This window comes from Streptomyces sp. NPDC001927 (genome assembly GCF_053594455.1).
On record NZ_JBSFEN010000001.1, the window covers coordinates 761,176 to 783,216 of the forward strand.

Genomic DNA, 22,041 nt, shown 5'->3' on the forward strand with positions numbered 1-22,041 from the left:
TCAGGCCAGGCCCGCCACCAGGTCCGCCACGGAACGGCGGCGGCCGGTGTAGAAGGGAACCTCCTCGCGGACGTGCATCCGTGCCTCGGAACCGCGCAGGTGACGCATGAGGTCGACGATGCGGTGCAGCTCGTCGGCCTCGAAGGCGAGGAGCCACTCGTAGTCGCCGAGCGAGAACGAGGCGACCGTGTTGGCCCGGACGTCCGGGAAGCCGCGGGCCATCTTGCCGTGGTCCGCGAGCATCCGGCGACGGTCCTCGTCCGGCAGCAGGTACCAGTCGTAGGAGCGCACGAAGGGGTAGACGCTCACGTAGTCGCGGGGCGTCTCGTCGGCCAGGAAGGCCGGGATGTGCGACTTGTTGAACTCGGCGGGGCGGTGCAGCGCCATGTTCGACCAGACCGGCTCGAGGGCGCGGCCCAGCTTGGTGCGGCGGAAGAGGTTGTACGCCTCCTGGAGCTCGTCGCTCGTCTCGGCGTGCCACCAGATCATGACGTCCGCGTCGGCGCGCAGACCGGAGAGGTCGTACGTGCCACGGACGGTGATGTCCTTGGCGGCGAGCTGGTCGAACAGCTCCTGGACCTCGTCGGCGTAGCCGGCGCGGTCCTCGGGCAGGTTGTCGCGCAGCTTGAACACAGACCACAGGGTGTAGCGGATGACCTCGTTGAGGTCCTTCGCCTTCTTACCGGCGTTCGGGATCTTTTCGGGCGCACTCATACGCCTATTCTCGCCCGTCACGGACAGTGCCCCGCACCAGGGTGGGTGGTTTCCGACGTGGCGATGATCTCGTCCACGATTTCGTCCGCGGCGCGCCGGCCGGAGGCGACGCAGGCGGGGATGCCGACGCCCTCGTACACGGCGCCGGCCAGGCGCAGTCCGGGGACCTCGGCGACGGCGTCACGGATGCGGGCGACGCGGGCGAGATGGCCGACGGGGTACTGCGGGAGGCCGTCCGTCCAGCGGGTGACGGTGGTGGCGACGGGCCGGGCGGTGAGCCCGGTGGCGGCGGCGAGGTCCTTGAGGGAGGCCTCGACGAGGTCGGCGTCGTCGCGGTGGACCTGCTCCTCCTCGCCGTAGCGGCCGACGGAGGTCCGCAGGACGAACAGGTCGGGGGCCGCGTCGGAGACCCACTGCCACTTCTGGCTGGAGAAGGTGGACGCCTTGATGGTGTGCCCGTCGACGGGCGGCACGAGGAACCCGGAACCGGGCAGCCCGTGCACGTCCTTGCGCTGGAAGGCGAAGGTGACCAGGGCCATCGAGGCGTACTCGACCCCGGCCAGCTCCGCGGCCGCCGCGGGCGCCTCGGGCCCGAGCAGCTCGGCGGCGGCCCAGGCGGGCGCGGCGACGACGACGGCGTCGGCGCGGAACTCCCGGCCGCCGGCGACGATCCGCCACCGCTCGCCGTCCGCCGCCCGGCGCACCTCGGTGACCGGCATGAGGGTCAGGATCTCGCCGCCGGCCGCGCGGATCGCCGTGGCGACGGCCTCGGGGAGGGTGCCGATCCCGCCCTCGATGCCCGCGAAGGCGGAGCCGCCGAGACCGGTCGCGGCGCCGGCCGCGTCGGACGGGGTCGCGGCGCCCGCCCGCTGGACGGCGTGGACGGCGTCGGTGAGCGTCGGGTGGCTGCGGGCGGCGGCGAAGAGGGCGGGCACGGCGGCCCGCATGGAGATGCGGTAGGCGTCTCCGGCGTACACCCCGCCGAGCAGCGGCTCGACGAGCCGGTCGACGACCTCGTGGCCCATGCGCTCGGCGACGTACGCGCCGATGGCGATGTCCTCGCCGATCTCGGCGGGGGGCAGTTCGCTGTCGCGCCCGACCCGGCGCAGGCCCTCGTCGGAGAGCAGCTCGGCGAGGGCCGCCGCGTCGCCGGGGACGCCCATGACGTGGCCCTTGGGCATCGGGCGGAGCGTGCCCCGGCTCCAGACGGACGCCGTGGTCGTGGCGGGCGCGCAGAGCCGGTCCCCGAGTCCGACGGCGCGGGCGAGCGCGACCGCCTCGGGGCGGCGGGCGAGCAGCGACTCGGCGCCGAGGTCGACGGGGGCACCGGCGATCTCGCCGGCGAGGAGCTTGCCGCCGAGCCGGTCGCCGCCTTCGAGCACGGTCACGCGCAGGCCGGCCGAGACCAGTCTGTGGGCCGCCGCGAGACCGGCGATTCCGCCTCCGACGACAACGACATGCGCCTGTGCCCTGCTGACCGTGGTGTCCGCGTTCATGGCTCCACTCTCTCAAACCCGTTCCGAGGCCAGAACGTGACCGCTTCGCTACCGCCGGAGGGCAACCCGCGAGGCCTCCTCGCACGTCGAACCGACACCACTCACCACCATCTCAGGGGGGATCCTGTGCGAGGAGCGCGAAGAGCGGCCGTGGCGCTGCTGATGGTCTCGTTGGCGCTGACCGGCTGCGGCGCCGGCGCGTCCGACAGCGGCGCCGACGCGAAGGGGCAGAGCGCGGCGAGGCCGGCCGAGGGCGCCGCCGACCAGGGCTACGAGTCGGACGAGGCCGCGGGCAGCGGAGCCCCGGACGCGAAGAACCCCTCCGCCCCCGCCCAGGGACAACAGCAGCACATCATCCGTACCGCCGAACTGTCCGTGGAGGTCGAGGACGCGACGAAGGCGCTGGCCACCGCCCGCCGGGTCACCGAGGACGCGGGCGGTCATGTCGCCAACGAGGCGACCGAGCGGATCGACGACTCTCACGTGACCTCGCGGATCGTGCTGCGCGTCCCGCAGGCCTCGTACGAGTCGGTGCTCGGGGAGCTCGCGGGCACCGGGAAGCTGCTCTCCCGGAAGGCGGACTCCAAGGACGTCACCGAGCAGGTGGTGGACGTGGAGAGCCGGATCGCGAGCCAGCGGGCGAGCGTCGACCGGGTCCGCAAGCTGATGGACCAGGCCACGAAGCTGAGCGACGTGGTCACCCTGGAGGGCGAGCTGAGCCGCCGTCAGGCCGACCTGGAGTCGCTGCTCGCCCAGCAGGCCTCGCTGAAGGACCGTACGACCCTGGCGACGATCACCCTCGAACTCCACGAGAAGGAGACGGCGAAGCCGGCGGAGACCGAGGACCGGCCGGGCTTCCTGGACGCGCTCGCGGGCGGCTGGAACGCGCTGGTGGCTGCGGTGACCTGGATCGGGATCGTCCTGGCGGCCCTTGCACCGTGGCTGGCGGTGGCCCTCGCCGGGTATCTGGTGTGGCGGTACGGGATCCGGCGGCGGCGCGCGGCACGCCGCCCCGCGTCCGGTCCGGCGGCGGAGGAACAGCCCGCTTCCACCGACTGAACGACCGCGCCGACGTAGCGTGTTCGTATGAGCGAACGACTGGTGGTCATCGGCGGCGACGCGGCGGGCATGTCCGCCGCGTCGCAGGCACGCAGGCTCAAGGGCCCCGAGGAGCTGGAGATCGTCGCCTTCGAGCGCGGTCACTTCAGCTCGTTCTCGGCCTGTGGCATCCCGTACTGGGTCGGCGGCGACGTCGCCGAACGCGACGAGCTGATCGCGCGTACCCCGCAGGAGCACCGGGCGCGCGACATCGACCTGCGGATGCGCACGGAGATCGTCGAGATCGACGTGCCCGGGCAGCGGGTGCGCGCCCGGGACCTGGAGTCGGGCGCGGAGACGTGGACGGGCTTCGACAAGCTGGTGGTCGCGACCGGGGCGCGGCCGATGCGGCCGCCGCTGCCGGGAATCGACGCGCCGGGGGTGCACGGCGTGCAGACCCTCGACGACGGGCAGGCGCTGCTCGACTCGCTGGCCCGTACGGAGGGCAGGCGGGCGGTGGTCGTGGGCGCCGGGTACATCGGCGTGGAGATGGCCGAGGCGCTCCTGAACCGGGGTTACGAGGTGACGGTCCTCAACCGGGGCGAGCAGCCGATGGCGACGCTCGACCCGGACATGGGGCGCCTGGTCCACCAGGTGATGGACGGCCTCGGGATCACGACGGTCGGCTCCTCGCCGGTGACCAAGATCCTCACGGGCGGGGACGGCCGGGTCCGGGCGGTGGCGACGGAGCAGGCCGAGTATCCGGCGGACGTGGTGGTCCTCGGGATGGGTGTCGTACCGGAGACGCGCCTGGCGGCGGCGGCCGGGCTGCCGCTCGGGACGTACGGCGGACTGCTCACCGACCTCGCGATGCGGGTGCGGGGCCACGAGAACATCTGGGCGGGCGGTGACTGCGTCGAGGTCCTCGACCTGGTGTCGGGGCGCGAGCGGCACATCGCGCTCGGCACGCACGCCAACAAGCACGGTCAGGTGATCGGTTCGAACGTGGGCGGTGGGTACGCCACGTTCCCGGGCGTGGTGGGCACGGCCGTGTCGAAGGTGTGCGATCTGGAGATCGCGCGGACGGGGCTGCGCGAGAAGGAGGCCCGGGAGGTGGGTCTGCGGTACGTCGCGGTGACGATCGAGTCGACCAGCCGGGCGGGCTACTACCCGGGGGCCGCGCCGATGACGGTGAAGATGCTCGCGGAGCGCCGTACGGGCCGGCTGCTCGGGGTGCAGATCGTGGGCCGCGAGGGGGCCGCGAAGCGGGTGGACATCGCGGCGGTCGCGTTGACGGCCGGGATGACGGTGGAGCAGATGACGGCGCTCGACCTGGGGTACGCGCCGCCGTTCTCGCCCGTGTGGGACCCAGTGCTCATCGCGGCGCGGAAGGCGGTGGCGGCGGTTCGGGCGGCGGGCTGAACCCGATCGGAGCAGTCACCCCGGGTGACGGCTTGCGACCCTCCCGTCACCATGGGTGACTGATCGTATGATCCGACACACTCTGCGCGCGCTCTGCGCCGCCGGCCTCGTCATAGCCCCGCTCGCCCTGACCGCGACGCCCGCCCACGCGGCGACCACGTGCACGGTCAACGGCGCCACCGTCACCTCCGCGAACGTGGTGGGCACGGCCGGCGCCGACTTCATCACCTGTGCCACGGTCTCCGCGGGCGACACGGTGAACGGTCAGGGCGGCGCCGACTACATCCTCGTCACCGGCACGGTCGCCGGCACCGTCAGCGGCGGCGCCGGCCGCGACTACGTCCAGGTCGGACCGGTCGCGGCGACCGGCGCCGTGCATGGTGACGCGGACAGCGACTACGTCCGCGCGGGCGCGAACGGGGGCGCCGTCAGCGGCGGCGCCGGGTTCGACGTCTGCCAGGTGGCTTCCGGCAACGCGCCCGCCACCTGCGAGTTCTGAGCCCCGCCCGGAGCCCCTTCCCCGCACGCGGGCGGCCGTCAGACGGCCGTCCGCGTGTGCACGTACTCCACGAGACGCGTCAGGGCCTCCGGGTTCGTGGTCGGCAGCACGCCGTGGCCCAGGTTGAAGATGTGGCCCTCGAGCCCCTTGGCGGCGGCCAGGACCTCGTCCGTCTTGGCCTCGACGGCCTCCGGGGTGGAGAAGAGCACGGCCGGGTCCAGGTTGCCCTGGAGCGCCTTGCCGGGGCCGACGCGGCGGGCGGCCTCGTCGAGCGAGACCCGGTAGTCGACGCCCATGACGTCCGCGCCGGCCTCGCCCATGAGGCCGAGGAGCTCGCCGGTGCCCACACCGAAGTGGATGCGCGGAACCCCGTACGAGGCGACGGACTCCAGGACCTTCGCGGAGGCGGGCATCACGGAGCGGCGGTAGTCGGCCGGGGCGAGCGCGCCGACCCAGGAGTCGAAGAGCTGGACGGCGGAGGCGCCCGCCTCGATCTGGACCTTGAGGAAGGCCGAGGTGATCTCGGCGAGGCGGTCGAGCAGATCGGCCCACAGCTGCGGGTCGCCGTACATCAGCGCCTTGGTGTGCTCGTGGTTGCGGGAGGGGCCGCCCTCGACGAGGTAGCTCGCGAGGGTGAAAGGCGCGCCGGCGAAACCGATGAGCGGGGTGGAGCCGAGCTCTCCGGTGAGCATCCCGATGGCCTCGGTGACGTAGTGGACGTCCTCGGGGGTCAGGTCCCGGAGCCGGTCGAGGTCGGCGCGGGTGCGGATCGGGTCGGCGACGACCGGGCCGACGCCCGGCTTGATGTCGAGGTCGATGCCGATGGCCTTCAGCGGGACCACGATGTCGCTGAAGTAGATCGCGGCGTCCACCTTGTGCCGGCGCACGGGCTGCAGCGTGATCTCGGTGACCAGCTCGGGCCGCATGCAGGACTCGAGCATCGGGATGCCCTCGCGGACCTTCAGGTACTCGGGCAGCGAGCGCCCGGCCTGCCGCATGAACCAGACCGGCGTGTGCGGCACGGGCTCGCGCCGGCAGGCCTTCAGGAAGGCGGAGTCGTACGTCTGCGGCTGGTGCTTCGTCTCAATGGCGCTCACGCCCAGAATCTTCGCATGCACGCGCAAGCCGCCCGCCGGGGTGGGGTGTGCCTCCCTGCGCGAGGCCCCCGTTCCGCCTACTCTTCCCCGCATGGCTGCGGCTCAGGGACATTTTTCCGATCATTCCGACGGTGACGGAGGCAAAGACGACACGGAGACGAAGGCGGTGCCACCCGCCTTCAAGAGAGCGGTCGACGCCCTGCGGGCGGCCCGGCTGCGGCCGGAGCTGGAGATCGACCCGACCAGGCCGCCGCAGCGCCTGGCCCCGTACGCGTACGCACTGGAGGCGGCCGTCGTGGAGGGCGAGGACGATCTCGCCGACGGCCGGCTCGTGCTGCTGCACGACCCGGCGGGCCACGATGCCTGGAAGGGCACGTTCCGCCTGGTGACGCTCGTACGGGCGGAGCTGGAGCCCGAGATGGCGGCGGACCCGCTGCTGCCGGAGGTCTGCTGGTCGTGGCTGACCGGCGCGCTGGAGGCGCGCGGCCTGGCGTACGGGGAGGCGAGCGGGACGGTCACCCAGGCGGGTTCGCACTACTTCGGGGGTCTTGCCGAGCGGCGCCCGGCGACCCAGATCGAGATCCGGGCGTCGTGGACGCCGCAGGAGACGTCGGCCGGGGTGCCGGACACCGGGGCGCACCTGGCGGCCTGGTGCGATCTGCTCTGCCAGATCGCGGGCCTGCCGCCGTCGCTCCCGGACCCGGGGGCGGGGACGATCTCGGGCGCGGGGGTCGTCTCGCTGCCGCAGCGCAGGGGCCCGCAGCAGCCGTGAATCCGGGCGCGGGGGCCCTTCTGAGGGCCCCCGGGAGGGGGTGTCGGCGACCCCCGGGAGGGGCCTTCGGCGTCGCCCGTACGGAGGCAAACTCGTAGGATGATCGATCACGCGTCCGAATTGCCCGAATTGTTACTCACCAAATCGTGATCTTTCCCTAAAGGCGGGCGGCCGAGCTGCCGAAGAGGTCATTGACCCCTTCACCGCACGGGTTCGCCCCCGGCTTCTTCCCCGAGCCGGCTCCGTCCCGCATCTCCCCAGGAGGCCGTGTGTCCGTTCTCCTCGAGCAGCCCGCAAGCCTGGTCGCCTACCGCCCGAACAAGCCGACGGCCATGGTCGTCGTGGCCGACCCGCGTGTTCGCTCCACCGTCACCCGCCACCTGTGGGCCCTCGGCGTACGCGACGTCATCGAGGCGTCGTCCATCGCCGAGGCCCGTCCCCGCGTCGGCAACCCGCGCGACATCTGCGTGGCCGACGTCCACCTCCCCGACGGCAGCGGCCTCACGCTGCTGTCCGAGACCCGCGCGGCGGGCTGGCCGAACGGCCTGGCCCTCTCCGCGGCCGACGACATCGGCGCGGTGCGCAACGCGCTGGCCGGTGGCGTCAAGGGTTACGTCGTCACCGGTACGCGGACCAACATCGGGCACCCCACCCGCCCCGGCGCCGCCCCCATCGGCGCCGCGGCAGCCCGTCTCGGCCACCGCCGCCCCCCGGGTGCTCCGAGCCACCCGGGCGGCTACCGCGAGCTCTCCGGCCGTGAGGTCGAGGTGCTCCGGCTGGTGGCCGAAGGCCAGTCGAACAAGGCGATCGGCGTGTCCATGGGCCTGTCCGCCCTGACCGTGAAGAGCCACCTCGCCCGGATCGCCCGCAAGCTGGGCACCGGCGACCGGGCCGGCATGGTCGCGGTGGCGCTGCGCACCGGGATCATCCACTGAAGCCATCGAGTCCACCGAGTCCACTGAGCCCCTGGAGTCCCCGAACGGGCACCTCGCGCGGTTGACGAAACATCGGCGCCTGTCGACGGAACGTTCCGTCGACAGGCGCTTGCCGTTCACAGATACCCTTGACACGTGACCGACGCCCAAGAGACCGCAGCAGACACAGCACTGCGAACCACCGGGGGCGCTCCCCCGGACGACGACGTCCCTGCGAACGGGCTGCCGATCCCCTTGCTGGAGCCCCGTGAGGGCATTCCGCCCGTCGTGGCGACCGACGAGGCGCTCGCCGAGGTGATCGCCGCCTTCGCCGCGGGCCGCGGGCCCGTCGCCGTCGACGCCGAGCGCGCCTCCGGGTACCGCTACGGCCAGCGCGCCTATCTGGTCCAGCTCCGCCGCGAGGGCGCCGGCACCGCGCTCGTCGACCCGGTGGGCTGCCCGGACCTGTCCGGCCTCGGTGAGGCGCTCGCGGGGACCGAGTGGATCCTGCACGCCGCGACCCAGGACCTGCCGTGCCTGCGGGACATAGGCATGGTGCCGAGCCGGCTCTTCGACACCGAGCTGGCGGGCCGGCTCGCGGGCTTCCCGCGGGTGGGGCTCGGGGCCATGGTCGAGTCCGTACTCGGTTACGCCCTGGAGAAGGGGCACTCCGCGGTGGACTGGTCCACCCGCCCGCTGCCCGAGCCCTGGCTCCGGTACGCCGCGCTGGACGTCGAGCTTCTCGTCGACCTGCGTGACGCACTGGAGAAGGAGCTCGACCGGCAGGGCAAGCTGGAGTGGGCCATGGAGGAGTTCGACGCGATCGCCTCCGCCCCGCCCGCGCCGCCGCGCAAGGACCCGTGGCGTCGGACCTCCGGCATGCACAAGGTCCGCCGTCGCCGCCAGATGGCGGTGGTACGGGAGCTGTGGGAGGCCCGGGACCGGATCGCCCAGCGGCGGGACGTCTCGCCCGGCAAGGTGCTGAGCGACGCGGCGATCGTGGAGGCGGCGCTGGCTGTGCCGCTGAACGTCGCGGCGCTGACCGCGCTGCCCGGGTTCGGCCACCGCATGGGTCGTCGGCAGCTGGAGCAGTGGCAGTCGGCCGTGGACCGGGCGAAGGCCCTCCCCGACACCGAGCTGCCCCAGCCGGGCGCCCAGGTCGCGGGCCCGCCACCGCCGCGCGCCTGGGCGGACAAGGACCCGGCGGCGGCCGCGCGCCTCTCGGCCGCCCGGGCGGCGGTCTCGGCCCTCGCGGAGGAGCTGAACCTCCCCCAGGAGAACCTGATCACCCCGGACACGGTCCGCCGAGTCTGCTGGGAACCCCCGACCCCGGACCGGGTCGCCGCCACCCTCGCGGGCTACGGCGCCCGCCCGTGGCAGGTGACCTTGGTGACCCCGCTCTTGGTAGAGGCCCTGACGGCAACGGCGTAACTCTCCCCACCCCGCCCCTTCCCGTAACTGGGGCTCCGCCCCAGACCCCGCGCCTCAAACGCCGGCGAGGCTGGATTGTGCAGCCTGGGGGCCTGGGGGCTTGCCCCCAGTTCGGGAAGGGGCGGGGTGGGGAAGAGGCCCGCCGCAGGCGCACCTCCAGCCGCACCGCACCCCTGCCCGCGCCCCCGCCCGCACCCCTCCCCGAGTGTGACCTTCGCCGCTCCCGTCCAGGGGGGTGGGCAGCTTGGTTACCCACAAGTAGCATGGGGGGAGCAAGCGCGCGCTTAGCGGCGTGCCGCAGCAGTGCCATCCCGCACCCTGGAGGAGAGCCATCGTGCCTCGTACCGTCAGGGACGTCGTCTTCGTCGACGGCGTCCGCACCCCGTTCGGCAAGGCGGGCCCGAAGGGCATCTACCACGAGACCCGCGCCGACGATCTCGTCGTGAAGGCCATCCGGGAGCTGCTGCGCCGCAACCCCGGCCTCGACCCCGCGAAGATCGACGAGGTCGCCATCGCGGCGACCACGCAGATCGGTGACCAGGGTCTGACCCTCGGCCGCACCGCCGGCATCCTCGCCGGGCTGCCGCAGTCCGTCCCGGGCTACTCCATCGACCGCATGTGCGCCGGTGCCCTCACCGCCGTCACGAGCGTCGCCGGCTCCATCGCCTTCGGGGCGTACGACGCCGTCATCGCCGGCGGTGTCGAGCACATGGGCCGTCACCCCATGGGCGAGGGCGTCGACCCGAACCCGCGGTTCGTGAGCGAGAAGCTCGTCGACGAGTCCGCCCTGTTCATGGGCATGACCGCCGAGAACCTGCACGACCGCTACCCGAGCATCACCAAGCAGCGTGCCGACGAGTACGCCGTGCGCTCGCAGGAGAAGGCCGCCAAGGCGTACGCCGACGGCAAGATCCAGCAGGACCTGGTGCCGATCTCCGTGCGCCGCACCAACGCCGAGGCCGGCGAGACCGGCTGGGGCCTGGTCACCGCCGACGAGCCGATGCGCCCGGGTACGACCCTGGAGTCGCTGGCGAACCTGAAGACGCCGTTCCGCGTCCACGGCAACGTCACCGCCGGTAACGCGGCCGGTCTCAACGACGGCGCCACCGCCTCGATCATCGCCTCCGAGGACTTCGCCCGCGAGAACAACCTCCCGGTGAAGATGCGCCTCGTCTCGTACGCCTTCGCCGGCGTCGAGCCCGAGGTCATGGGCTACGGGCCGATCCCGGCCACCGAGAAGGCGCTCGCGCAGGCCGGTCTGTCCATCGAGGACATCGACCTCTTCGAGATCAACGAGGCCTTCGCCGTCCAGGTCCTCGCCTTCCTGGAGCACTACGGCATCGCCGACGACGACGCCCGCGTCAACCAGTACGGCGGCGCGATCGCCTACGGTCACCCCCTCGCCTCCTCCGGCGTCCGCCTGATGACGCAGCTGGCCCGCCAGTTCGAGGAGAACCCGCAGGTCCGCTACGGCCTCAACACCATGTGCGTCGGCTTCGGCATGGGCGCCACTGTCATCTGGGAAAACCCCCACTGGGAGGGCAAGTGAGCACCACCGCCGAGCTTCTGAAGGGTGCGGCCGAGCTGTTCCCGGACGAGGTCGTCACCAGCGCCCACGTACGGCACTTCGAACTCCCGGCGAACGCCGGCCGGTTCGCGCTGATCACGCTGGACAACGGCTTCGACCACACCAAGCCGACCACCTTCGGGCCGCAGTCCCTGGCGAATCTCAATCTCGCCATCGATCAGGTCGAGAAGGAAGCCGCCGAGGGTTCCATCGTCGGTGTCGGTGTTACCGGTAAGCCGTTCATCTTCGCCGTCGGCGCCGACCTCAAGGGCGTCGAGCTGCTCAAGCAGCACTCCGACGCGCTCGCCATCGGCAAGGGCGGTCACGACGTCTTCAAGCGGCTCTCCGCGCTGGCCGTGCCGACCTTCGCGTACTACAACGGTGCCGCGATGGGCGGCGGTGTCGAGGTCGGTCTGCACTGCACCTACCGCACCGTCTCCAAGGCCCTGCCGGCCTTCTCGCTGCCCGAGGTCTTCCTCGGTCTCGTTCCCGGCTGGGGCGGCTGCACGATCCTGCCGAACCTGATCGGCGCGGAGAAGGCCGTCACGGTCATCATCGAGAACTCGCTGAACCAGAACCGTCAGCTCAAGGGCAAGCAGGTCTTCGAGCTCGGCATCGCCGACGCGATCTTCGAGGGCGCGGACTTCCTGGAGCAGTCGCTCATCTGGACCGCCTCCGTCCTCAACGGCACGGTCACGGTGGAGCGTCCGGAGATCGACCGCGGTGAGGGCTGGGACCAGGCCGTCGCCAAGGGCCGGTTCATCGCCGACTCCAAGGTGCACGGCGCGGCCCCGGCCGCGTACCGCGCGCTGGACATCATCGCCGCCTCCAAGGACGGCGACCTCCAGGCCGGTTTCGACGCCGAGGACAAGGCGCTCGCCGACCTGATCATGGGTGGCGAGCTCCGCTCCGGCATCTACGCCTTCAACCTGGTGCAGAAGCGCGCCAAGCGCCCTGCCGGTGCCCCGGACAAGTCGCTGGCCCGCCCGGTCACCAAGGTCGGTGTCGTCGGCGCCGGTCTGATGGCCTCGCAGCTCGCCCTGCTCTTCCTGCGCCGCCTCGAGGTGCCGGTCGTCCTGACCGACATCGACCAGGAGCGCGTCGACAAGGGCGTGGGCTACGTCCACGGCGAGATCGAGAAGCTGCTCGGCAAGGGCCGCATCAACCAGGACAAGGCCAACCGCCTGAAGGGCCTGGTCTCCGGTGTCCTGGACAAGGCCGAGGGCTTCGCGGACGCGGACTTCATCATCGAGGCCGTGTTCGAGGAGATGTCCGTCAAGCAGAAGGTGTTCGCGGAGGTCGAGGCGGTCGCCCCGGCGCACGCGATCCTCGCCACCAACACCTCCTCGCTGTCGGTCTCGGAGATGGCCTCCAAGCTCCAGCACCCGGAGCGCGTGGTCGGCTTCCACTTCTTCAACCCGGTCGCGATCCTCCCGCTCCTGGAGATCGTCCGCGGCGAGAAGACGGACGACGCCTCGCTCGCCACCGCCTTCGGTGTCGCGAAGAAGCTGAAGAAGACCGCGGTCCTCACCAAGGACGCCCCGGCGTTCGTCGTGAACCGCATCCTGACCCGCTTCATGGGCGAGATCCAGAACGTCATCGACGAGGGCACCTCGGTCGAGACGGCCGAGAAGGCCATCGAGCCGCTCGGTCTGCCGATGTCCCCGCTGGTGCTCCTGGAGCTCGTCGGCCCGGCGATCGGTCTGCACGTCTCCGAGACCCTGAACCGCGCCTTCCCGGAGCGCTTCACCGTCTCCCCGAACCTGGCTGCCGTGGTCAAGGCCGGCAAGCGGGGCTTCTACGTCTACTCCGCCGAGAACAACTTCAAGCCGGAGCTGGACCCCGAGGTCGCCGCTCTCCTCAAGCAGGGCGACGTCGTCCTGACGGAGGAGCAGGTCCGGGCGCGCGTCCTGGACGCGGTGGCGCAGGAGATCGGCCTGATGCTGGAGGAGGGTGTCGTCGCCGAGGCGCAGGACATCGACCTCTGCCTGATCACGGGCGCGGGCTGGCCCTTCCACCTGGGCGGCATCACGCCGTACCTGGACCGTGAGGGCGTCTCCCAGCGGGTGAACGGCAAGCCGTTCCTCGCGCAGGGCGTCGCGAGCGTCCCGGCGTAACGGCAGTTCCCAGGCCAAGCGAACGGCCCCGGCACCAGAAAGGTGCCGGGGCCGTTCCGCGTTCTCGTCGTCCGGGTCAGACCAGCGACTGCCAGGCGCCGAGCTGGAAGCCGTCTGCCGCGGTCTTCTGACGCATGGTGAGCAGCAGGGGTCCCTTGGGCCCGTCCGCCGCCGTCAGGGCCACCAGACCGCCGTCCAGGGCCTGCGCGAGGGTCGTGGTCAGCGGGCCGTGGGGCTCGCCGGTCTCGGTCCACTTGGTGACGGCGGTCTCCTCCTCGGCGGGGAAGGCCACCAGGGCGAGCCGCCCGTCGGCGGACTGCTGCGCGAGCGCGGTGCACTCGACGCCGTCGACCACGCACGGGGTCGCCGCGAGCGGGCCCGTCCCCACCGCGTCCAGGAAGGGCGTCGGCTCCAGCGAGCGTCCCGGGGACCAGGCGCAGACGCGCTGCTCCTCGTCGAGGTAGTAGAGCGTGGCGTGGCCCGAGGGGCCGGTCACCGCGGCCAGGGTCCCGAAGGTCACCGGCGCGGGCACGGGCACCACGTCGTGCCGGACCGGCTTGCCGCCGGACTCCTGCTGCTCGTAGCGGAGCAGGCCCTCCGGCTTCGCCGAGTACAGCTCGACGAAACCGTCGCCGTTGGTGACCGCGACCGGCGACGGGTCGGAGCGGTTGCCCCACAGGTCCCACCACGGGTGCCAGCCGCCCCCGTCCTTCTGGGCCCGTACGCTCAGCCCGCCGCCACCGTTCTTGGTGAAGATGTACGCGCGCCCCCGGGGGTCCACCGCGACGGCCGGGTTGCCGGTCCACGGGTAGCTCTTGCCGTTGGAGTGCTGGATCGAGCGCCACTCCACCGCCGGACGGCCCGTCTGGAACTGGGTCGAGTGCACCAGCTCGACATGGTCCTCGGTGTCGGGCACCGGGCGCAGCGCGACCATGTGGACGTACCGGTTCTCGCCCTGCCCGATCGACAGGATCGGCCGGAGCGTCCCGCCGCCGCCGAGGGAGACCGGGCCGCTCCAGCGGCCGTCGGTGCCCTCGGTCCAGCGCAGTACCTCGCCGTCGCTCATCAGGTAGGCGCTGAAGCGGCCCTCCACGCCGCGGGTGAGCCAGCTCCCGCGCAGGGTCGGGACGGTGAACGGCCCCTGGAGACGGCGGGTCGGGTCATCGGATCGATATGCCATGGGGTGCGGCGCTCCGGTCGACAGATCAGCGGTGGAAAGGTGCAGGTCCGCTCGGACTGCTGTTCGTCGACTTTAGTGGGTGCCCAGTGGTCCCGACTCCCCCGGTGGGGGCTGAGATCCTGTGCGCATGGACCAGGAGCTGCCTCTGCTGATCGTCGACGGCGCCAACGTGGTGGGCTCGGTGCCCGACGGGTGGTGGCGGGACCGTCGTGGGGCCGCCGAGCGGCTGCGCGACCGGCTCGCGGCCGGGGGCGGGCCCGAGGGCGGCCCCTTCGAGATCGTGCTTGTCGTGGAGGGCCGGGCCCGGGGCGTGGAGTCCGTGCCGGGCGTACGGGTCGAGGAGGCGCCCGGCAGCGGCGACGACCTCATCGTGGAGCTGGCCCGGAACGCGGCCGGTCGGCCGTGCCTGGTGGTCACGGCCGACCGTGAACTGCGGCGGCGGGTGGACGAGCACGGGGCCCGGTGCGTGGGCCCGCGTGCGGTCCTCCAGTAGCTCCGTACGGCTAGTACTGCGCGTTCTGGCCCTGCTTGCCCAGGCGGCTGTGGGAGCGGCCGTACAGGAAGTAGACGACGACGCCGATCACCATCCAGACGGCGAAGCGGAACCAGGTCTCGCCGGGCAGGTTCAGCATCAGCCACACCGACGCGGCGATCGAGATGATCGGGAGCGCCGGCACCCACGGCGTGCGGAAGGAGCGGTGCAGGTCGGGGCGGGTGCGGCGGAGCACGATCACACCGGCGGCCACGACGACGAAGGCGAAGAGCGTTCCGATGTTCACCAGCGTCGCGAGCTCGTTGATGCTGGTGAAGCCGGCCACGATCGCGATGATCACGCCGAGCAGGATGGTCGGCCGGTACGGCGTCCGGAAGCGCGGGTGGGTGATGGAGAAGAAGCGGGGCAGCAGCCCGTCGCGGCTCATCGCGAAGAACACCCGGGTCTGGCCGAGCAGCAGGATGAGGCAGACGGTGGTGAGGCCGACCGCGGCACCGAAGCTGATCACACCGGCGTAGAACGGGTGCCCGACGGCCTTGAAGGCGTCGGCGAGCGGGGCGCTCACGGAGAGTTCGCTGTAGTGCTGCATGCCGGTCACGACGAGCGCCACGGCGACGTACAGCACGGTGCAGATCAGCAGCGAGCCCAGGATGCCGCGGGGCATGTCGCGCTGCGGGAGCTTGGTCTCCTCGGCGGCGGTGGCGACCACGTCGAAGCCGATGAAGGCGAAGAAGACGACGGAGGCGGCGGTGAAGATGCCCATGACGCCGAAGTTGGTCGGCTCGTATCCGAAGATCGTCTGGACCAGCGGGGCGTCCCAGGCGGAGCCGCCGCCCTCCGGGGTGATCGCGGGGGGAATGAACGGGTCGTAGTTGTCGCCGACGATGAAGAACAGACCGGCGACGATCACGATCATGACGACGGTGACCTTGATGGCCACGACGAGCGCGGTGATCCGGGCGGAGAGCTTCATGCCGAGGACCAGGATCACCGTGAGGACCAGGACCAGCAGGAAGGCGAGGATGTCGAACGTCCCGCCTGGAGCGTCCGGGCCTTCGAGCGCCGCTGGTAGATGCCAGTCGACGTTGTCCATCAGCGAGCGGACGTAGCCGGACCAGCCGACGGCGACCACGGCCGTGCCGAGCGCGAACTCCAGGACGAGGTCCCAGCCGATGATCCAGGCCGGCAGTTCGCCGATCGAGGCGTACGCGAAGGTGTACGCCGATCCGGCCACCGGGACGGTGGAGGCGAACTCGGCGTAGCAGAGCGCCGCGAGCGCGCACACGATGCCGGCGGCGACGAAGGCGAGCGCGGTGGCAGGCCCCGCGTTCTCCTTGGCCACCTTGCCGGTGAGAACGAAGATGCCGGTGCCGATGATCACGCCGACGCCGAAGACCGTGAGGTCCCAGGCGGAGAGGGACTTCCGGAGCGCGTGCTCCGGTTCCTCCGTGTCACGGATCGACTGTTCGACCGTTTTCGTCCGGAACATCCCGGAACGCGCCTGTGGTGGTTGCTGGTCCGTACTCACCGTCGTACCTCCGTGCCGTCGGTCCCAGAACCCCATGATCGAGACACGAAAGAGGTGGCGCCCGTCGAGCGAACACGATTCACACGAATGGGCCGGTCGGTCACCCCGTGGGGTGCTCCGACCGGCCCAATGGTGACGCGGTGTGACCTCCGGTCAGTCGCGCGCGGGCTCCACGGTCTTGCTGTCCTCGGTGAGGCCGTCCAGACGCGAGACCAGGCCGGTGACCTGACGGGCGATGTCCGGGGCGGTCAGACCGATCTCGGCCATCACCTCGGCGCGCGAGGCGTGGTCCAGGAAGCGCGGCGGGATGCCGAAGTCGCGCAGCGGTACGTCCACGCCGGCGTCGCGCAGCGCCTGCGCCACGGCCGAGCCGACGCCGCCGACGCGGCTGTTGTCCTCGACGGTGACGACGACCCGGTGCTGGTCGGCGAGGGGCGCGAGGGCCTCGTCGACCGGCTTGACCCAGCGGGGGTCGACGACGGTCGTGGAGATGCCCTGCTTGTCGAGCAGGTCGGCGATGTCCAGGCACATCGGCGCGAGCGCGCCGACGGAGACCAGGAGCACGTCCGGCCGGTCCGTGCCGGGCTCGCGGAGGACGTCCATGCCGCCGATGCGGCGCAGGGCCGGTACGGCGGGGCCGACGGCGCCCTTGGAGAAGCGGACGACGGTCGGGGCATCGGTGACCTCGACGGCCTCGCGCAGCTGGGCGCGGACCTGGTCGGCGTCGCGCGGGGCGGCGAGCCGCAGGCCGGGGACGACCTGGAGGATCGACATGTCCCACATGCCGTTGTGGGAGGCGCCGTCGGTGCCGGTGACACCGGCCCGGTCCAGGACGAACGTGACGCCGCACTTGTGCAGGGCCACGTCCATGAGGACCTGGTCGAAGGCGCGGTTCAGGAACGTCGCGTAGACCGCGAAGACGGGGTGGAGGCCACCGGTGGCGAGGCCGGCCGCGGAGACCGCGCCGTGCTGCTCGGCGATGCCGACGTCGTACACCCGCTCGGGGAAGGCCTTGGCGAACTTGTCGAGGCCGACGGGCTGGAGCATGGCCGCGGTGATCGCGACGATGTCCTCGCGCTCCTTGCCGAGCTCGACCATCTCCTGGGCGAAGACGCCGGTCCAGTCGGCGCCGGAGGAGGCGATCGGCAGACCGGTGTCGGGGTGGATCTTGCCGACGGCGTGGAAGCGGTCGGCCTCGTCCTGGAGGGCCGGCTGGTAGCCGCGGCCCTTCTCGGTGAGGCAGTGGACGATCACCGGGCCGCCGAAGCGCTTGGCGCGCGTCAGGGCGGACTCCAGGGCCTCGATGTCGTGGCCGTCGATGGGGCCGACGTACTTCAGGCCCAGGTCCTCGAACATGCCCTGCGGGGCGATGAAGTCCTTCAGGCCCTTCTTGGCGCCGTGCAGGGTCTCGTAGAGCGGCTTCCCGACGACGGGGGTGCGCTCCAGGATGTCCTTGCCGCGGGCGAGGAAGCGCTCGTAGCCGTCGGTGGTACGGAGCGTGGCCAGGTGGTTGGCGAGGCCGCCGATCGTCGGCGCGTAGGAGCGCTCGTTGTCGTTGACGACGATGACCAGCGGGCGGTCCTTGGCGGCGGCGATGTTGTTCAGCGCCTCCCAGGCCATGCCGCCCGTGAGGGCTCCGTCGCCGATGACGGCGACGACGTGGTCGTCCTTCTTCAGGACCTCGTTGGCCTTGGCCAGGCCGTCGGCCCAGCCGAGGACCGTGGAGGCGTGCGAGTTCTCGATGATGTCGTGCTCGGACTCGGCCTGCGAGGGGTAGCCGGAGAGGCCGCCCTTCATCTTCAGCTTCGAGAAGTCCTGGCGGCCGGTGAGGAGCTTGTGGACGTAGCTCTGGTGGCCGGTGTCGAAGAGGACCTTGTCCTTCGGGGAGTCGAAGACGCGGTGCAGGGCGATGGTCAGTTCGACCACGCCGAGGTTGGGCCCCAGGTGACCGCCGGTCTTGGAGACGGCGTCCACGAGAAACGTCCTGATCTCTTCGGCCAGCTGTTCCAGCTGTTCCGGGGAGAGCCGGTCCAGATCGCGCGGTCCCCTGATACGGGTCAGCAATGCCACCCGTGCCTCCTTGCCATTGAGCTGGTCGAGCTTGCCGATTTGTCGAGTCTAATGTTCCGCCCCCGACCTTGGGTCGCGGGCGGCGGGGTGCGCGTCACACGTGTGGCCGACACACCGCTGAGCGTACGGGCGGTACACAGGGCCAGACGCAGCAGTGCCCGGCACCGGTTCTCCGGCGCCGGACACTGTGGGCTTGCCCACGGACGAGGCTATGCGCGGCCCGCGGTCTTCTGCGTACGGCGCGAGACCGAGTCGATCACGACGGCGGCGAGGAGCACCGCGCCGGTGATCATGTACTGGATCTCGTTGGCCATGCCGATCATGTTCAGGCCCTGCTGGATCGACTGGATCACGATCATGCCCAGGAGTGCCGACCAGACCTTGCCGCGGCCGCCGAAGAGGCTGGTGCCGCCGATGACGGCCGCCGCGATGACCAGCATCAGGGTGTTGCCACTGCCGAGGCTCTTGGTGGCGCCGCCCGAGAGGCTGGCCACGAAGAGACCGCCGAAGGCGGCGAGCATGCCGGAGAGGCCGAAGACGATGATCCGGATCCGGTCGACGTTGATGCCGGCGCGGCGGGCGGCCTCGGCGCTGCCGCCGACCGCGAAGACCTTGCGGCCGAACAGGGTGCGGCGGGCGACGAAGTCGGCGATCACCAGGACGGCCAGGAAGAGGACCAGGGCGAGCGGCAGACCGCGGGCGCCCTCGGGCTCGTTCAGGACGTAGGCGACGACGAAGCAGAGGACCGCGACGACGGCAGTGCGCAGCACGATCTCGCTGACCGGCCGGGACGGCAGGGCGGCGGACTTGCGGCGCTTGGCGTCGAGCAGCAGCGAGCCCGCGTAGGCGAGGACCGCCACGAGGGCCAGGCCGTACGCGGCGGCCTTGTCCTCGAAGTAGTACGCCGTCAGGTTCTCCACGATCGAGCCGGAGGGCGCGTTGATCGAGCCCTCCTTGCCCATCAGCCAGATCTGCAGGCCGCTCCAGCCGAGGAAGCCGGCGAGGGTGACCACGAAGGCCGGGACGCCGATCTTGGCGAAGAAGAAGCCGTGCAGCAGGCCGATGAGGAGGCCGGAGGCGACGGCGATGACGACGGCGAGCAGGTCGTTCACGCCGTTGGTGACCTGGAGCACCGCCCAGACGGCGGCACCGACGCCCGCCACCGAGCCCATCGACAGGTCGATCTCGCCCAGGATGAGGACGAAGACGATGCCGACGGCCATGATGCCGAGGCCGGAGGAGTAGACCGCGATGTTGGCGACGGAGCTCGCGGAGAGGAAGTTGCTGTTCTGGACCTGGAAGACGATCGCGATGACGATCAGGCCGAGGACGACGGGCAGGGAGCCGAGCTCGCCGCCGCGGATCTTGCGGCTGAACTCGGTCCAGTAGCCCTTGAGACCCTCCTCGCGGACCAGCAGACGCGGGTCGACGGCAGGGATCGGGGCGGCGGAGCCCTCGGGCGCGGTGGGCTCCGTGGCGGTGGCCTGGGCCGGCACGGCCGCGTCGGCTGCCTCGGGCGCCGAGGGAGTCTCGGGCGTCTCGGGGGTCTTGGCGAGGTCGCTCACTTCGCGTCCTCCTTCGTGGCCGTGGCCGAGGCCGTCCGGGCCTGCCGACGGGTCACGGCGTTGTCCGTGGCACCGGTGATGGCGGCGATGATCGTCTCGTGGGTGGTGTCCTTCACGTCGAAGACACCGTTGTTGCGGCCCAGGCGGAGCACCGCGACCTTGTCCGCGACGGCGCGGACGTCGGCCATGTTGTGGCTGATGAGGATGACTCCGTGGCCGCGCTCGCGCAGCCGCTCCACGAGGTCGAGCACCTGTGCGGTCTGCTCGACGCCGAGGGCGGCGGTGGGCTCGTCCAGGATGACGATCTTCGGGTCGCCGATCAGGGCACGGGCGATGGCCACGACCTGCCGCTGACCGCCGGAGAGGGCGGCGACGGGGATGCGGACCGACGGAATCCGGATGGACAGGGTGTCCAGGAGTTCCTTGGCGCGCTTCTCCATGGCGATCTCGTCGAGGACGGAGCCGGAGCTCAGCTCGCTGCCGAGGAAGAGGTTGGCGACGACATCGAGGTTGTCGCAGAGTGCCAGGTCCTGGTAGACGGTGGCGACCCCGAGGTTCTGGGCGTCGTGGGGCTTGGTGATCTGGACGGGGCGGCCGTCCCACTCGATGACGCCCTCGTCGATCGGGTGGACACCCGAGATCGTCTTGACGAGAGTCGACTTGCCGGCGCCGTTGTCGCCGACCAGGGCGACGACCTCACCGGCGTGGATCTCCAGTTCTACGTCGGTGAGCACCTGGACGGCGCCGAACCGCTTGGAGACTCCGCGCAACGCCAGCACGGGCGTAGCGGACACGTGAATCATCTCCTTCGCCGCCTGACCGGCGGGGATGGTGGTGCGAAGAGCACTGAGGGGGGCTGTGAGAGGAGTCCGGCGCCCCGCCCCCGCTTGCGGGGCGTGGAACGGGGCGGGGGCGCCGGACCGGACCGGGAGGCCGTTCGGAGGAGCTCGGTGGGAGCTCCGCAGGTCCTGTGCGGATCCCCTGCGGGCCCTCCACGGGTCCTCTGAGCGTTCGAACGGCCGTACCGGCAGCGGGGGTTACTTGATGCCCGCCGCCTCGCAGGCCGCCTTGTACTCGGCGGTGCAGATGTCGGCCGCCTTGTAGACGCCGTCCTTGATGATCGTGCCGGCGATGTCGGTCTTGGTGACGACCTGGGCGTCGTACAGCTTCGCCGGGATGTCCTTGAACTCACCGGTCAGGCTGGTGACCTTGGTGGGAACGAGGTCGTCGATCTTCTCGCCCTTGAGGAGGCGGACGGCGATCTCGGCGGTGGTCTCGGCCTCCGGCTTGATCTGCTTGTAGATCGTGAAGGCCTGCTCGTCCTTCAGGATCCGCTGGAGACCGGCGAGCTCGGCGTCCTGGCCGCCGACCGGGACCTTGATGCCCTGCTTGGAGAGGGCGGTGATGATGCCGCCGGCCATGCCGTCGTTGGCCGAGTAGACGCCCTGGAAGCCGTCCTTGCCCAGCGAGTCGATGGCGGCACCCATCTTCTTGTTGGCCTCGTCCGGGGACCAGTCCGGGATGTCCTGCTCGTAGACGACCTTCTTGACGGCCGTGTCGAGGACGCTGTGCGCGCCCTTCTTGAAGAGCGGCGCGTTCGGGTCGGTCGGCGAGCCGTTGATCATGACAACGTTGGCGTCCTTGGCCTTGTCGCCGAGCGCCTTCACGAGGCCCTCGCCCTGGAGGCGGCCGATCTTCTCGTTGTCGTAGGAGACGTAGGCGGAGATCGGGCCCTCGGCCAGCCGGTCGTACGCGACGACCTTGACGCCCTTCTTCTCCGCCTGCTGGACCCAGGACTTGGTGGCCTTGTAGTCGACCGAGTCCAGGATGATGACCTTCACGCCCTGCGTGACGAGCGCGTCGAACTGCTTCTTCTGCGTCTCGGTGTCCTGCGCGGCGTTGTTGTACTTGACCTCGCAGTCCGAGCAGAGAGCCTTGATCTTCGCCTCGATGATCGGGCGGTCGAAGGTCTCGTAACGCGTGGTCTTGTTCTCCGGCAGCAGCAGACCGATGGTCTTGCTGTCGCCGCCGCTCCCGTTACCCGAGTCGCTGTCGCCCGCCTTGCCACAGGCGGCGACGGAGAGGGCCATGGAAACCGCGGCCGTGCCTATGACGACGCGACGCGTCAATGCGTTCAT

At 71.2% G+C, this 22,041-nt stretch carries 18 protein-coding genes; 9 read left to right on the forward strand and 9 right to left on the reverse strand.

Annotated elements, in window-relative coordinates:
• Both hemQ and hemG read right to left on the reverse strand, forming a co-directional pair.
• On the reverse strand, positions 1–714 hold the full coding sequence (gene hemQ, locus ACWCO8_RS03220; protein ID WP_362014450.1) for a hydrogen peroxide-dependent heme synthase: 714 nt from the start codon (positions 712–714) through the stop codon (positions 1–3).
• A gap of 17 nt (positions 715–731) precedes the next feature.
• Positions 732–2,210, reverse strand: coding sequence for a protoporphyrinogen oxidase (hemG, locus tag ACWCO8_RS03225; protein WP_451030662.1), 1,479 nt, complete (start codon positions 2,208–2,210; stop codon positions 732–734).
• Positions 2,211–2,360: 150 nt separating this feature from the next.
• On the opposite strand from hemG, the gene ACWCO8_RS03230 reads away from it, so the two are divergent.
• The 3 genes from ACWCO8_RS03230 to ACWCO8_RS03240 all read left to right on the forward strand — a co-directional run bounded on the left by ACWCO8_RS03230 (position 2,361) and on the right by ACWCO8_RS03240 (position 5,169).
• Positions 2,361–3,269, forward strand: coding sequence for a DUF4349 domain-containing protein (locus tag ACWCO8_RS03230; RefSeq protein WP_451030663.1), 909 nt, complete (start codon positions 2,361–2,363; stop codon positions 3,267–3,269).
• Positions 3,270–3,296: 27 nt separating this feature from the next.
• Positions 3,297–4,670, forward strand: coding sequence for an FAD-dependent oxidoreductase (locus ACWCO8_RS03235; protein ID WP_451030664.1), 1,374 nt, complete (start codon positions 3,297–3,299; stop codon positions 4,668–4,670).
• 67 nt (positions 4,671–4,737) lie between these two features.
• A complete protein-coding gene (locus ACWCO8_RS03240; RefSeq protein ID WP_451030665.1) occupies positions 4,738–5,169 on the forward strand; it encodes a hypothetical protein in 432 nt (143 codons plus the stop codon).
• A 38-nt stretch (positions 5,170–5,207) separates the two neighbouring features.
• On the opposite strand, the gene hemE is transcribed toward ACWCO8_RS03240, so the two are convergent.
• A complete protein-coding gene (gene hemE, locus ACWCO8_RS03245) occupies positions 5,208–6,266 on the reverse strand; it encodes a uroporphyrinogen decarboxylase (protein WP_451030666.1) in 1,059 nt (352 codons plus the stop codon).
• A gap of 91 nt (positions 6,267–6,357) precedes the next feature.
• Between hemE and ACWCO8_RS03250 the strand changes: the two genes are divergently transcribed.
• The 5 genes from ACWCO8_RS03250 (at position 6,358) to ACWCO8_RS03270 (ending at position 13,067) form a co-directional block, all read left to right on the forward strand.
• Positions 6,358–7,038: a DUF3000 domain-containing protein gene (locus ACWCO8_RS03250; protein WP_362014458.1), complete on the forward strand. Its 681-nt coding sequence runs from the start codon at positions 6,358–6,360 to the stop codon at positions 7,036–7,038.
• Positions 7,039–7,307: 269 nt separating this feature from the next.
• The gene (locus ACWCO8_RS03255) at positions 7,308–7,973 is read left to right on the forward strand and encodes a response regulator transcription factor (RefSeq protein ID WP_015037008.1); all 666 of its coding nucleotides are present in this window, start codon (positions 7,308–7,310) and stop codon (positions 7,971–7,973) included.
• Between the two features lie 135 nt (positions 7,974–8,108).
• A complete protein-coding gene (locus tag ACWCO8_RS03260; RefSeq protein ID WP_451030667.1) occupies positions 8,109–9,383 on the forward strand; it encodes an HRDC domain-containing protein in 1,275 nt (424 codons plus the stop codon).
• Positions 9,384–9,717: 334 nt separating this feature from the next.
• A complete protein-coding gene (locus tag ACWCO8_RS03265) occupies positions 9,718–10,932 on the forward strand; it encodes a thiolase family protein (RefSeq protein WP_362014462.1) in 1,215 nt (404 codons plus the stop codon).
• Entirely contained in the window at positions 10,929–13,067 is a 2,139-nt protein-coding gene (locus ACWCO8_RS03270) for a 3-hydroxyacyl-CoA dehydrogenase NAD-binding domain-containing protein (RefSeq protein ID WP_362014464.1), read from the forward strand. The genes ACWCO8_RS03265 and ACWCO8_RS03270 overlap by 4 nt, the downstream gene beginning before the upstream one ends.
• Before the next feature lie 76 nt (positions 13,068–13,143).
• Here the strand turns inward: ACWCO8_RS03270 and ACWCO8_RS03275 are convergent, their stop codons facing one another.
• Positions 13,144–14,247, reverse strand: coding sequence for a hypothetical protein (locus ACWCO8_RS03275; protein ID WP_451030668.1), 1,104 nt, complete (start codon positions 14,245–14,247; stop codon positions 13,144–13,146).
• A gap of 127 nt (positions 14,248–14,374) precedes the next feature.
• On the opposite strand from ACWCO8_RS03275, the gene ACWCO8_RS03280 reads away from it, so the two are divergent.
• Positions 14,375–14,740 (forward strand): NTP pyrophosphohydrolase, encoded by a 366-nt coding sequence (locus ACWCO8_RS03280; protein WP_362014467.1) that lies wholly within the window; start codon positions 14,375–14,377, stop codon positions 14,738–14,740.
• Positions 14,741–14,750: 10 nt separating this feature from the next.
• Here ACWCO8_RS03280 and ACWCO8_RS03285 read toward each other — a convergent pair whose 3' ends face one another.
• From ACWCO8_RS03285 to ACWCO8_RS03305, 5 genes are all read right to left on the reverse strand, one after another.
• Positions 14,751–16,229, reverse strand: a complete 1,479-nt coding sequence (locus tag ACWCO8_RS03285) for an amino acid permease (protein ID WP_451030669.1) — start codon at positions 16,227–16,229, stop codon at positions 14,751–14,753.
• 192 nt (positions 16,230–16,421) lie between these two features.
• The gene (dxs, locus tag ACWCO8_RS03290; protein ID WP_362014471.1) at positions 16,422–18,338 is read right to left on the reverse strand and encodes a 1-deoxy-D-xylulose-5-phosphate synthase; all 1,917 of its coding nucleotides are present in this window, start codon (positions 18,336–18,338) and stop codon (positions 16,422–16,424) included.
• Positions 18,339–18,547: 209 nt separating this feature from the next.
• Positions 18,548–19,903 carry a sugar ABC transporter permease gene (locus ACWCO8_RS03295; protein WP_451030670.1) on the reverse strand — a complete coding sequence of 452 codons (1,356 nt, stop codon included), beginning with the start codon at positions 19,901–19,903 and terminating at the stop codon, positions 18,548–18,550.
• Positions 19,900–20,706, reverse strand: coding sequence for an ATP-binding cassette domain-containing protein (locus ACWCO8_RS03300; RefSeq protein ID WP_451030671.1), 807 nt, complete (start codon positions 20,704–20,706; stop codon positions 19,900–19,902). The genes ACWCO8_RS03295 and ACWCO8_RS03300 overlap by 4 nt, the downstream gene beginning before the upstream one ends.
• A gap of 234 nt (positions 20,707–20,940) precedes the next feature.
• Positions 20,941–22,041, reverse strand: coding sequence for a substrate-binding domain-containing protein (locus ACWCO8_RS03305; protein ID WP_362014474.1), 1,101 nt, complete (start codon positions 22,039–22,041; stop codon positions 20,941–20,943).